This is a genomic window from Moorena sp. SIO3H5, from assembly GCF_010692395.1.
Classification (GTDB): domain Bacteria; phylum Cyanobacteriota; class Cyanobacteriia; order Cyanobacteriales; family Coleofasciculaceae; genus Moorena.
The window spans coordinates 1-12,560 of sequence record NZ_JAAHHS010000223.1 but is presented as its reverse complement, the minus strand read 5'-3'; the positions used below and the strand labels follow the sequence as shown (position 1 = coordinate 12,560).

At 44.6% G+C, this 12,560-nt stretch carries 10 protein-coding genes; 6 read left to right on the top strand and 4 right to left on the bottom strand.

Annotated features, from left to right (window positions below; genetic code table 11):
* The first annotated feature begins 57 nt into the window (after nt 1-57).
* Nucleotides 58-834 (top strand): enoyl-ACP reductase FabI, encoded by a 777-nt coding sequence (fabI, locus tag F6K52_RS21965; RefSeq protein WP_293082619.1) that lies wholly within the window; start codon nt 58-60, stop codon nt 832-834.
* A 292-nt stretch (nt 835-1,126) separates the two neighbouring features.
* A complete protein-coding gene (gene hisB / locus F6K52_RS21960; protein WP_293082616.1) occupies nt 1,127-1,789 on the top strand; it encodes an imidazoleglycerol-phosphate dehydratase HisB in 663 nt (220 codons plus the stop codon).
* 502 nt (nt 1,790-2,291) lie between these two features.
* On the opposite strand, the gene F6K52_RS21955 is transcribed toward hisB, so the two are convergent.
* Nucleotides 2,292-2,573 carry a helix-turn-helix transcriptional regulator gene (locus tag F6K52_RS21955; RefSeq protein ID WP_293082613.1) on the bottom strand — a complete coding sequence of 94 codons (282 nt, stop codon included), beginning with the start codon at nt 2,571-2,573 and terminating at the stop codon, nt 2,292-2,294.
* A 558-nt stretch (nt 2,574-3,131) separates the two neighbouring features.
* On the opposite strand from F6K52_RS21955, the gene F6K52_RS21950 reads away from it, so the two are divergent.
* Nucleotides 3,132-3,596, top strand: a complete 465-nt coding sequence (locus F6K52_RS21950; protein ID WP_293082610.1) for a hypothetical protein — start codon at nt 3,132-3,134, stop codon at nt 3,594-3,596.
* A 126-nt stretch (nt 3,597-3,722) separates the two neighbouring features.
* On the opposite strand, the gene F6K52_RS21945 is transcribed toward F6K52_RS21950, so the two are convergent.
* Nucleotides 3,723-6,308 (bottom strand): adenylate/guanylate cyclase domain-containing protein, encoded by a 2,586-nt coding sequence (locus tag F6K52_RS21945; protein ID WP_293082605.1) that lies wholly within the window; start codon nt 6,306-6,308, stop codon nt 3,723-3,725.
* Between the two features lie 333 nt (nt 6,309-6,641).
* Nucleotides 6,642-8,468, bottom strand: a complete 1,827-nt coding sequence (recN, locus tag F6K52_RS21940) for a DNA repair protein RecN (protein WP_293082601.1) — start codon at nt 8,466-8,468, stop codon at nt 6,642-6,644.
* A 297-nt stretch (nt 8,469-8,765) separates the two neighbouring features.
* On the opposite strand from recN, the gene F6K52_RS21935 reads away from it, so the two are divergent.
* The 3 genes from F6K52_RS21935 (at nt 8,766) to F6K52_RS21925 (ending at nt 12,358) form a co-directional block, all read left to right on the top strand.
* Nucleotides 8,766-10,814 carry an AarF/ABC1/UbiB kinase family protein gene (locus F6K52_RS21935; RefSeq protein ID WP_293082596.1) on the top strand — a complete coding sequence of 683 codons (2,049 nt, stop codon included), beginning with the start codon at nt 8,766-8,768 and terminating at the stop codon, nt 10,812-10,814.
* A 277-nt stretch (nt 10,815-11,091) separates the two neighbouring features.
* Nucleotides 11,092-11,367, top strand: a complete 276-nt coding sequence (locus tag F6K52_RS21930; RefSeq protein ID WP_293082591.1) for a hypothetical protein — start codon at nt 11,092-11,094, stop codon at nt 11,365-11,367.
* Nucleotides 11,368-11,473: 106 nt separating this feature from the next.
* Nucleotides 11,474-12,358, top strand: coding sequence for a hypothetical protein (locus F6K52_RS21925; protein ID WP_293082586.1), 885 nt, complete (start codon nt 11,474-11,476; stop codon nt 12,356-12,358).
* A 5-nt stretch (nt 12,359-12,363) separates the two neighbouring features.
* On the opposite strand, the gene F6K52_RS21920 is transcribed toward F6K52_RS21925, so the two are convergent.
* Nucleotides 12,364-12,560: hypothetical protein (locus F6K52_RS21920; protein WP_293082581.1), on the bottom strand; the 197-nt coding region annotated here is incomplete at its 5' end.

The window sequence follows — 12,560 nt, the reverse complement described above, 5'->3', positions numbered from 1 at the left end:
TATAGATGGCTAACTAACCTTCAACCCTGACTCATAGCGCGACTCAACCTAAAAACCATGCTCGATCTCAACGGAAAAAATGCTTTTGTCACTGGCATTGCCAACAACCGCTCTATTGCTTGGGGGATCGCCCAACAGTTGCATAACGCGGGGGCAAATTTAGGTGTGAACTTTTTGCCTGACGAAAAAGGTCGCTATGAGAAAAAAGTTCGAGACCTGGTAGAGCCCCTCGAGCCTAGCATTATCATGCCCTGTGATGTCCGAAACGATGCCCAAATTGAAGCGATTGCGGATGCGATCGCTTCGCAATGGGGTAAACTCGACATCCTGATTCACTGTTTAGCCTTTGCCAATAAAGAGGATCTATCGGGAGAGTTTAGTCAGACATCCCGTGAGGGGTTTTCCCTAGCCTTAGACATTAGCAGTTACTCCCTCAATCGACTAACGGCAGGTTGGAAACACTTGATGACTGATGGTGGTAGCATTGTCACCCTCAGCTATATTGGGGGGGTTAAAGTAATTCCCAATTATAATGTGATGGGTGTTGCTAAAGCAGCACTGGAAATGAGTGTTCGTTACCTGGCCGCAGAACTCGGACCCCAAACGATTCGGGTCAATGCTATCTCCGCAGGACCAATCCGGACCTTAGCCTCTTCAGCAGTTGGGGGGATCATGGATATGATTCATCATGTAGAGAAAGTAGCACCACTGCGCCGCACTGTTACTCAGGAAGAAGTGGGTAAAGCAGCTGCATTCTTGTGTAGCGATTTAGCCAGTGGCATCACTGGTCAGGTTTTATATGTAGACGCTGGTTACGAAATAATGGGAATGTGACTAAGAACAATTGCGTCAACTATAGAATAGGAACATAAAAAGCGATGCACAGGTGCGACCCGTGGCGACTTTAATTACGGGTCAAACGCACCAAAGCCCAACCTGCGGGGGTTTCCCCCACTCGCGCTTTGCATCAAAAATTGATAATTATTTCGCGCATTCGGTCATGGTTGATGCAATGCGCGAATACTGAACTGAAGAATAATGAATTAGTTTGGTTACTGCAAAATCGGCAAATAACTAATAAGTGAGACTAATAAGTCAGACTAAGTTAGACAGGAGTAAAGATGTAATGCAAGTAAGCGATAACCCGACCCAGATCGAGAGCGGACCGATAATTCTCAACACCCAAGAGTCTAGGTTAAAGGCGCGAACAGCTTCAGTCAGGCGTACTACTGGGGAAACTGATGTACAGGTGTCACTTAATTTAGATGGTACAGGTATCTGCACCGCTAATACAGGAATCCCATTTTTAGACCATATGCTGCATCAAATCTCTTCCCATGGACTGATTGACTTAGAGGTGCAGGCAAAGGGAGACATAGAAATTGATGATCACCACACTAATGAAGATGTTGGGATTACCCTAGGGCAAGCCTTGGCAAAAGCATTAAGCGATCGCAAAGGAATTTTCCGCTTTGGGAATTTCCTGGCTCCCCTAGATGAGGCATTGATTTTGGTATCTCTAGATTTTTCTGGACGTCCTCACTTAAGCTATGGCTTGGAAATTCCTACCCAGCGTGTCGGAACCTATGATACCCAGCTGGTGCGAGAGTTCTTTGTCGCACTGGTTAACCATAGTCAGCTCACCCTACATATCCGCCAACTAGATGGCATCAATTCACATCATATTATTGAAGCAACATTCAAGGCATTTGCCAGAGCAATGCGCATGGCGGTAGAAATTGATCCTCGTCGTGCAGGGATGATTCCAAGCTCTAAGGGGGTTTTGTAAGCGATGCAGCGCCTTCATGCGGGGGTTCCCACGGGGCTGGAGAGCGATGCAGCGCGGTCTTGGGGGTTTCCCCCACTCGCTACTGCATCAAGACAGGTGCAGACGCAGGTTCCGCACACAGAACCCAAACCACTCGCTACTGCATCAAGACAAAGCTATCCAAAAATCCTAAACGTTTATAACAAACAAAAAGCCATGGGACTAAGAGTTCCACAGCTTTTAGACTGGTCTAAGGAGCATTAACTAAATTTGATCGTAGAGTACGCTAACCGTGGGCATAGTCCTCGTAACAGTTTTGGTAACGAATTTGGTAAGGAAATGGTTTTTACTCAGGTATAATCCAAACGAGAATTTATCAAAGCGCAAAGCGCATTGTGCAGATCGTTATGAGAGTCAAACGACTAGCGTAGTGCTGACCCTAGCCAACCAATACTAGGCAGCCAGCTTCGCAATCGGTGCCTCATTCAGACCTAGCCAAAGGCCAAGATTACACCCTTGAGTTTTAGAAAAATCTGGGATTATGTGGTATCATTCTGGATGATTTAATTTCATTTTCATTCTGGTGTTTCAGCTCAGTGGCAATGATTAGCTGATCAAGGGTGCAGTTGAGCTTTTCCATGATTAACTTAGTCTGCCAAAAGGAGAGCTTAGGCTGCATTTTGCCCCTTTCCCAAATGGAAATGGTTTTCTGGGTTACTCCAAGGGCTTCAGCAAGTTCTCGCTGAGTTAAGCCAACTTGCTGGCGCAACTTTAGTAGGGTTATGTCATGATGTTCACGTAGCATTACACTTTAATGTATAGTTTTCTTTCGCCATATCATCAACGGTATGAACAAAAACAGATAATGGCAGGTAGCCAAAAACTGCTTTTGCTTTTAGAAACCTAATCATAACGCTTCCAGGTTATTTAACCCAGCCATCCTTAAATCTACAAATAACAGCTCAATCCGTTATACGTCATCCACCTGCAGTCAAATATGGCTAGTGGTTGGCTGATATTACGGTTGCTTTAGCGTGATTTGCGCGGTCTTGGGGAGGCAGCGCGGTCTTGGGGGTCTCCCCCCATGAGCGACTGCCGTTCCCCCAGCGACTGCATCAAGACAATGGCAAAAAGCCATCACTCCACCACCAGACTTAGCGTGATTTGCGCCTTCACGCGGGGGTTTCCCCCACTCGCGCTTTGCATCAAGAAGAGAAGAATAGAGAAGACTTAGGTGAGCACCTGTTTTATTAATCGATATCAGCTGGCCTGCTCTGGTGATATAATTCCACCAAAGCTATTGATTTGATTTATCTTGGCCGGTGATTTATCTTCGTTTCAAACCGTTTACTCAAATAGTCTTATGACCGCTGTAACTCCCTTAGCTAATGCTCCGGATCTATCTACCGATAACTACTTGGTGGTGGGGTTAGCCACCTGCTTTATCAAAGAAGAGGGTGAAGTTCATCAAGTTCAAGTTATTGAACCCATCCCCTCAGCCTCTCTAGAAGCACTGCTTAAAAGTGTTCCTACATCTTACTCAGTGGCTTGTGGTACGACTCTAGGTAAAGTAATCTCAGGGGATAGCCTTTTCAAACCCGCTGAGTTTCCAGAGGATGCTCAGTTTTGCGATGATTTTACTAACCGAGCCTTCGCCGCTGCACGCACTTACAAGAGTTGTCCAGAAGCGATCGCTCATATTCCCCTTGGCACAACCTTTGATAACTTCAACTTTTCCACAGAACGCAAGCGGTTGCTAAATATGCAGCGAGTTGTTACTAAGGAAGATAATGTCAAACAGCATGAGTACACTCACAAGGTTCTCTAATCGTTAATCGATTAGTCCGCGCGTTAATTTAAACAAGACTTAGGCTTGCACCTGTTGCTAAGCGCCTATTGTATGGGTGGTATGGTCTTAAAAATTATCCTTTGACCAATCACTAAGGACTAAGGACTATTTCTCTAACAACTTCCAGCCACCATCCCAGTCATCGTTAGGAGGTTCTTGAAGAAAACGCTGACAACGGTTCAGGTGCAATACAGATGCTCGGTCATGTTTGTCATATTTTTCTAGAATGGTGCCAAACTCACCCATGGCAAGGGCGAACTGTCGCTGGAGGTAATACTGGCGGCCTTTGTAGTAATGTTCAATTATTCGTGCTTTGTACTCCGAAATCGGTTCAGATTTTAGGCCCACCAATTCATAAATGGATACTGGCTTGGTCTTGCCCTTAACAATTACCTTGTCCAATTCCCTAGCCCAGATCTGATCAAAACAGGCTCTGTAAGTATTTTCACTAATTAGGATGTCGCAACCGTATTGCTTGCTAGCCGTTTCCAAGCGAGCACCTAAATTGACTCCATCACCAATAGAGGTAAACTCCATTCGTTTAGTTGAACCCATATTACCACTAATGACGCTATCGGAGTTGATGCCAATCCCGATCTTTAAAGGTTTTCGATTAGCTTTAACACGTTCTTGATTAAACTCTTTGAGACGGTGGCGCATCTCTAAGGCGGTTTGGACTGCTCTCCAAGCATGATCCTCTTGGGGCAAGGGCGAACCAAAAACAGCCATAATCGCATCGCCAATGTATTTGTCGAGGGTACCTTTATATTCAAAAATTGCATCCACCATCGACTCAAAATAGTCGTTGAGCATACCCACGACATCTTCTGCCTTTAAACTTTCGGTCAAGGCAGTATAGCCACGAATATCGGAGAACAGAACTGATACCTCTTTGCGATCGCCTCCTAATTTATGGTCATCAAGCTTAAGTAACTCCTCTGCTAACTCCTGGGTCATGTAGCGATACATGGTAGTCTTGAGGCGTTTTTCATCACTAATGTCATCCATGACTACCAAAGCACCATAGACATGGGTTTGATCGCTGGCATCAGCAATAGAGTTAATCGAGAGATTCACACAATGCTTGGTTGATTCTAACCCCTGTGAGATCAAGGTTTGGTCGGGGTAATACTGACGGCTGTCTTTTTCTGTCTTGGCAGTTAAAGCATTCTGCAGCCATTGAGCAAAATTTCCGCCTTTGATGTTAATCAACTGACTAACCGATAACCCCTCCAAGCTGTCTCCAGGGTAATACCCCAGCAATTTCTTGGCACTTTCATTGGTAGCGATAATCTTACCGGTTTTATCGGTGGAAATAACCCCATTACTGAGACTGCGCAGCATATCCCGCTGAATTTGTTCCTGCTGTTTGATGGTGGCAAACAGTTTCGCTCGCTGTATGGCTACCCCAGCTTGAATATTGAACGCCTTCATGTAGTCTTCATCAATGCGATTAAAACTTGCTTTCCAGCATGCAGGAGCTTTCGGCCAATCATTTGGATTGTAGGGCTCAAAGTCACCGCTTTTTTTCTTGTTGACTAGTTGGGTTACACCTATTAACTCTTGATTGGAGTTATACACTGGCATACACAACAGGCTACAGGTGCGATAACCAGATTCCTGATCAACTTTTTTGGAATTGTTAGAATTGGGATGATCGTATAGGTCAAAAGGAATATTTAGAGCTTCACCGCTTTGAGCTACCTTGCCTGCAAAGCCAACCCCCATTGGGATCCGGATTTCTTGGGATAAACCATCCGCTTGGGGAATTTGCGCCCACAGTTCATTACGCTCTCGGTCAATCAGCCACAGGGTACTACGGTCGGCTTTCATCAGCGTTTTCGCCTCATCCATCACCCGCTTGAGGGTTTCGTCTAGATCCAAACTGCTGAGATTGAGGGATTCTGTGGCTTTGATCAGTGCTGTTGCTGCTCTTTGTCTCTGGGTAGCTCGGTACAAGGACTTGGAAGATTCTAGAACCAGCCGCATCGAAGGAGCAAAATCGTTAAACAGTCTTTGATCTTCGTCAGTAAAGCCCTGTTGATCAATTTTTTCGTTTAAGGAAGCGTTCTGTGTATAGGAATTTTTGACCTTATTCAGTAATTGGACTACAGCAACTAAATCTCCCTGTAGATTCAACAGGGGCAATGCTAGTAGGGTATAGGTGCGATATCCAGTTTTTTGGTCAGACTTTTTGGCAGTGTTAGAACGAGGGTCATCATAAAAATCGTAGGGAACGTTAACCACCCTTTTGAAAGTAGCTACTTCACCAACAATGCCCTTATCAGCTGGAAATCGAAGTTCTCCTAAGGTGTTGTTTCCTTCTCCCTTTGCCACTACCGACCAAAGTTCGTGCTTGTCTTCATCCAGAAAAAATATTGTTACTCGGTCGGCATTCATTAACTCTGCCGTCTTGAGAGTAATCGCATTCAAAATCTCCTGGAGAACCTTCTCAAAATCTTGGTTTTCCAGTAGAGCGTCCAGCATCGACAGGGTTTGATTGACGATCTGGAGTGCGCTTTCTACACTTGGGACTACTTGTTTTAAACTTTCCCGGTTTAAAGGTGCCAGAAAGTTAGATATCCCTTGTCCCGCCGCAACTAGCGAACCGGCTGCTGAGGAATTTCCCTCAGATATGCTCCCCTTTTCCACCTGATTTGAATTGTGTTGATAAACAGATGCAGCTACCATAGAATTATCCTGCGCTAAAGCTTTTGCGAATGCTGAAGCGATCTAATGATAGAGTCTTTTTTATATTTATTGACTCTTGGATTGATACTTCTTGACTCGTCAGAGCCAGTTAACCGAATTGATCTGGGTTTAAGGCTAATCTGTTGATTACCTAGAGAGCACCTTCTATGCTGGCCGCTGAGTAGATTTTTTCTGATTGATAGTTAAACATGGCCTGACTGGATTATAGTGCATTCTAGATTAATTTGTCAGTAGCTTAATTAATCAATTGCGATCTAACTATTAAACTAATGCATCACAACCTCACAAGTTTTAACATTTAGCTGTTTGGCCTTAGTCCTGTTTTCCCACTGTGCATGTCTTACGCCAGCTAGCAGCTTGGGACAACAAGGAAGCCGCAAAATTCATAGCGTCTTGAGCTGATTGTCCACCAGCTAACTGAGCGATTTCTTCCTGCCGCTTTTGGGGATGATTCAGGAGGCTAATTCTCACTACAGTTCGAAGCTCGGGCATTCCCGATTCGGGGAGTTGGGTAACTAATTGAGTACTGCTAGAGCAGTTACCTTGAGGGGAAGATGGTTGTTTCAAAATGCTAGAAATCGGTTGAGCAATCACCTGTTTATCCACCCTAAAATGTTGGTCTGCCATCGCAGCAATTAATGGTTGGTGAGTCACACAAAGAACTTGGTGGCGTTGACTGAGTTGGTAGAGTCGTTCTGCGATCGCTCCTGCTACCCGACCAGACACCCCAGCATCAATTTCATCAAAAATTAAAGTTGTTCCTGGCTCATTACTGCTGGAAAAACAAGCTTTCAGTGCCAGTAAAAACCGACTCATCTCTCCACCGGAAGCCGTCTTAGCAAGAGGTTGCAAGGGTTCTCCAGGGTTGGGAGAGAAGTAAAAGGTGACTTGATCTCCACCAGCTGCCGTGGGTACAATGGGGCTTATTTCCACTGTAAACTTTACCTTCTCCATAGCCAAGGGCTTTAACTGGTTAACCAGCTGTTTTTCAAGTTCTGATCCAGCCCCATAGCGCAATTTCGTCAGTTGCTCACATTCATCGGTAACGTTTTTCTGACTCAATGCATAATTTGTCTCTAATTCTTCTAGAGATGCACCTTCACTGCCTAATTCTTCCAGTTCTGCCTGTAGGGTCTCATAGTGAGCGATTGCCTCAGCAAGGGTTGGTCCATATTTGCGGCAAATTTGTTTAAGAACCCCAATTCTTTCCTCCACCACTTGGAGACGTTCCGGATCAGTCTCTAGTCCATCTCCATAGGCATTAATCTGATGGGCAGCTTCCACCACTTGAGCCAATGCTCCACTGACTAAGTCTAGTAGAGGTTGCAATTGACTATCATAGTCTACCATATCCTGTAAGGTACTTTCCGCTTGACCCAATAAGTCAGCACTTGCTTTTGTACCCTGATCATTATGGTAAAGTGCTTGATAGACTTGGTAACTCCTCTGTTGGAGTTCCACCACATGGTTCAGACGCTGGTGTTCACGTTCAAGCTGTTCAAGTTCATCAGGAGCGCTAAGGTTGACAGCACTGAGGTCTTGAATTTGATACTCTAACCAGTCCAGACGTTGTAGGCGTTCTTGCTGAGACTTTTGCTGTGTCTCTAGAGCTTTCTTGGCCTCTTGAAAAGCTATATACGCAGATGCAACTCGATCTCGCTGTTGGATCACAAGGGAACCGCCGTAAAGGTCGAGTAGCCCTCGTTGCCGTGCTGGCATAATTAGCTGTATGGTTTGACCCTGAGCAGTAATTTCTACCAAGCGCTCACGCAGTCCCTCCATCAGTTGCCGATTAACTATCGTGCCATTGACCCGAGAACGCGATCGCATGCCTTTCTCTGTTGCGGTAATCTCGCGGCTACAGACTAAATCGGCTTGATCAAGTAAGTCAATTTCTTGCTCACTCAACCAGGCTATCAAGGGGTTATCTACGGAGAAGGTTGCTTCTACCAAAGCCCGTTTAGTCCCTGTGCGAATCAGCCGATTGGTGACTTTTCCCCCCAGGGCAATATCAATGGCATCCAAAATAATGGACTTACCCGCACCGGTTTCCCCAGTCAAAACATTTAGACCAGCACCGAATTCCACTTCTAAGTGGTCAATTAAGGCAAAGTTGTGAATTCGCAAATAAAGTAACATTGAGCAAAATTCACTGTTGGGAAAATTGTGATATTAAACACATTTTGTAACAATTTCGAAAAAGTCACACCTTAATACCCAATTGAAGTCTAAGGGTTAACTCTAGTAATCGTTGACCGTTCACCATTCAGTTTATCGTCAACTGTCCACTAAAAATCAGTATTTTTACCCAGGAATGGGTTATTCCACCATTCTCCTATGAAGATTGCCGAACCTTTATTAAGTTTTAATGATATCCCCCTTTTGTTACAATAGTTTACAGAATCGCTTCTGTTGGTCCGTCGGAAATATCTTCTTATGAATCCTAAAACAGTTTCCCCAACTTCTCATCAAGCACTAGACTCAGAGGCTGATGCGGAGAAGTTATTGGTGCCAGTGTCGGGCAGCAATAGCTCAGTTGAGGAAGAGTTGAGCTCGACAACGGAATCCTCTGTCTTGGAAACAGAAAAACCACGGTACGACCCGTCCGCGATCGCAGCTAAGTACCAGAGGGCATACCTGCTAGTTCTACGGCGGTCTTTCAGGATTATTTGGTCATTTGTATCGTTTGCTCTAGGTCTGTGGTGGGATCGGTTTCGGGGTCGGGATGTTACCGAGAACCGAGCCAGAGCGATTCAGCTGCGGGAAATTTTAACCGACCTAGGACCAGCCTACATAAAAATCGGACAAGCTTTATCCACACGACCGGATTTAGTACCACCAATTTTCTTAGAAGAGTTGACGCTGCTACAAGACCAACTCCCACCCTTTGAGAATGAGGTGGCTTATCAATTTATTGAGGAAGAATTAGGCGATCGCCCGGAAAATATTTTCGCTGAACTTAGTGAAAAACCTGTGGCAGCCGCTTCTTTAGGGCAGGTGTATAAGGGCAAACTCAAAACTGGGGAAACTGTTGCGGTCAAGGTACAGCGACCAGGATTGGCACATAAAATTACCCTCGATCTATACATTATACGCCGTCTGGCAGATTGGGTACAAAGCAATGTCAAGCGGGTGCGCAGTGACTTGGTTGCCATCATGGACGAGTTTGGTGCCCGTATCTTTGAAGAGATGGACTATCAGCATGAAGGGCGCAATGCTGAACGCTTTGCCAAGCTTTACGGCAAACTACCGGAAATTTATGTTCCCCGAATTTACTGGGACTACACTGGGCGTCGTGTCCTGACTATGGAATGGATAACGGGTAGTAAGCTGACGGATATGGAGACAATCAAGGCTCAAGGCATTGATGCCAAGCACTTGATTGAAGTTGGGGTAAACTGTTCCTTGCGACAGCTACTGGAACACGGATTCTTTCATGCTGACCCTCACCCTGGAAACCTGTTAGCCACTTCTGATGGCAAGCTGGCTTATATTGACTTTGGGATGATGAGCCAAGTCAAGAAGTATCAGCGCTATGGTTTGGTTGAAGCTGTTGTCCATCTGGTCAATCGTGATTTCCCTGGTTTGGCCAATGACTACGTGAAGCTCGAGTTTTTGACCCCAGATACAGACCTGACACCAATTATTCCTGCCCTGGCCAAGGTTTTTAACAACGCCTTGGGAGCCAGTGTGGCAGAACTCAACTTCAAGAGTATCACTGACCAGTTATCAGCGTTGATGTATGAGTATCCCTTCCGGGTACCCGCTTACTATGCCCTGATTATTCGCTCCCTCGTCACCTTAGAAGGGATTGCCATGAATGTTGAGCCAGATTTCAAAGTACTCAGTAAAGCCTATCCTTATGTAGCCAAGCGCCTATTGACGGATCCATCACCAGAATTACGGGCATCCTTAAGGGATTTACTGTTCAAGGATGAGGGTTTCCGTTGGAACCGTCTGGAAAACCTGTTGCGCAATGCTGGAAATTCTCCAGATTATGATATAAACCAAGTCTTAGATCAGACCCTAGACTTTATTTTTTCAGACCGAGGAACCTTCATCCGGGAGCAGATGGTCAATGAAATTGTCAAGGCTATCGATAGCTTTGGAAGACGGACATTGGATAACGTCAGTTATGCCTTGCAGGAACGTCTAGGCTTAGAAATAAATAATAAGGATAATCAAGACAAGAAGCCAGAAGATAAACCTGAAAATACTGAGAATATCCAACGGATTTGGAAAATTTTACAAGACACTCCTGGTTTTGACCTAGTGCAATTGTTGCCAGTTATTCCTCAAGTGTTGATAAAACAGGAGACCCAGGAAATGGGACAAAAAATTGCTGGTAGTTTGGCACAGCGAGTAATTGCTCGGATGATTCGGGAGGCTTTACTCCAAGATAATCCTGATAATGGCACCCTTAACGGTCATGGGCAGGGGTCAAACCCTAACTTAGTTTTGCCCCCCACTGCTGCGATGCGGTAGAAGATAGGAATATTATTTGGTTGAAGGTTGAAGGTTTAAAGTTGGTTGAAGGTTGAAGGTTATAGGTTACAGGTTGAAGGTTGAAGGTTGAAGGTTGAAGGTTGAAGGTTATAGGTTACAGGTGACGCAGTTGAAGGTTACAGGTTACAGGTTACAGGTTACAGGTTACAGGTTATAGGTGACGCAGTTGAAGGTTACAGGTTATAGGTGACGCAGTTGAAGGTTACAGGTTACAGGTTACAGGTTATTAAACTTCCAAACCTTCAACCAAACAACCTTGGCCAAAGGCCACGCTACGCGAACAACCATCCAACCTTCAACCTTGGCCAAAGGCCACGCTACGCGAACAACCATCCAACCATCCAACCTTGGCCAAAGGCCACGCTACGCGAACAACCATCCAACCTTGGCCAAAGGCCACGCTACGCGAACAACCATTCAACCATCCAACCTTCAACCTTGGCCAAAGGCCACGCTACGCGAACAACCATCCAACCTTGAACCAAACAACAATCCAACCTTCAACCAAACAACCATCCAACCTTCAACCTGACAACCTGACAACCTTCAAACCTAAATCTGCCCAACAAATCCGGAATCTAACAACTCCAAGACGTAGGTTACAGTATCACTAAGAGGGATTAATCTAGTTGAAACCTATGTCTAAACTACAAGAAGCATTGGAATTCATCGAGAAAATTGAACGTGAGAACCCTGGTAAATCCGCTTATGAAATTGTTAATCATTTGCGTGGGTACACTAAGAAGGCATATACTAGTCGGTTATGGAGTACAGCTACGGGGTATCACCAAGAGTATATTCGAGATGAATTTGAAGGAAAACTCAATATCAATGAATTGATATTAAGTGGTGAAATTACTGACTTTGGTCATTTTATCGGTTCCCTTTCTGATCAAATTGATCAGCCTGGATTCCAATGGTCAGATTTCACTAGCTGGACTGGTGACCATACCTCATGGGCTGGAGATATTGGTTCCGCTATTGTGGCCTATAGAGACCCCAATGACAACATAGATGTTAACACTGTAGAAGAAGCTTTGGATAGGTTAGCCAGAGATTCTGATTATACTGCGGATATTGCAGCTTACGTGGTAGGAGAAATGATTAACTCTGGTAAGCAATCTTCCATTACTCAGGCGATTTATCAGTATAATTCCAAGTCCTACTCAGACAATGTTAGGACGTTTCTTAAAAAGCGTTTTGGCGCAGTTATTGAAGAAGATCAACTTAAGAATCCGGCTGGACTTGATTCAAAAATGCGTAGCGCTATTTCTACTTATATCCAGTTTACTTCAGCCTATGAGTCGTTAAAGTCTCTCAAGGATTTAGCTAAATTACCTCTACATTTAGGTACAGAAGATAACTCTATACCTAATAGTGTTGATATTTTTAAAGGTTCTCAACATTTTCTCAAGCATATAGTAAAGTATGGCAACTTAGATGGTTTACTATTCAAGCCATACCAAATACCTGGGATGTCTTGGCTAGGAAGCGTGAACTATGAAGTTAGAGTAACTGGCTAACTTAACTAGTTCATTAGTCTTAAATCGGGAATCAGGAATTGGGAATCGGGAATCGGGAATCGGGAATCGGGAATCGGGAATCGGGAATCGGAAAAAAGTAGTTTTTGGGGCTGAAGAGTATTTTTAAATATATTTTTTATCATAGTTTTACTAAATTCTAATACTTCTAGGGTAAAACTGGTAAAACCCGATTGATCATAGA

Bases quoted from the DNA above. Each gene is read 5' to 3' on its own strand.
- fabI (WP_293082619.1), top strand. From the start codon at position 58: ATGCTCGATCTCAACGGAAAAAATGCTTTTGTCACTGGCATTGCCAAC.
- hisB (WP_293082616.1), top strand. From the start codon at position 1,127: ATGCAAGTAAGCGATAACCCGACCCAGATCGAGAGCGGACCGATAATT.
- F6K52_RS21955 (WP_293082613.1), bottom strand. From the start codon at position 2,573: ATGCTACGTGAACATCATGACATAACCCTACTAAAGTTGCGCCAGCAA.
- F6K52_RS21950 (WP_293082610.1), top strand. From the start codon at position 3,132: ATGACCGCTGTAACTCCCTTAGCTAATGCTCCGGATCTATCTACCGAT.
- F6K52_RS21945 (WP_293082605.1), bottom strand. From the start codon at position 6,308: ATGGTAGCTGCATCTGTTTATCAACACAATTCAAATCAGGTGGAAAAG.
- recN (WP_293082601.1), bottom strand. From the start codon at position 8,468: ATGTTACTTTATTTGCGAATTCACAACTTTGCCTTAATTGACCACTTA.
- F6K52_RS21935 (WP_293082596.1), top strand. From the start codon at position 8,766: ATGAATCCTAAAACAGTTTCCCCAACTTCTCATCAAGCACTAGACTCA.
- F6K52_RS21925 (WP_293082586.1), top strand. From the start codon at position 11,474: ATGTCTAAACTACAAGAAGCATTGGAATTCATCGAGAAAATTGAACGT.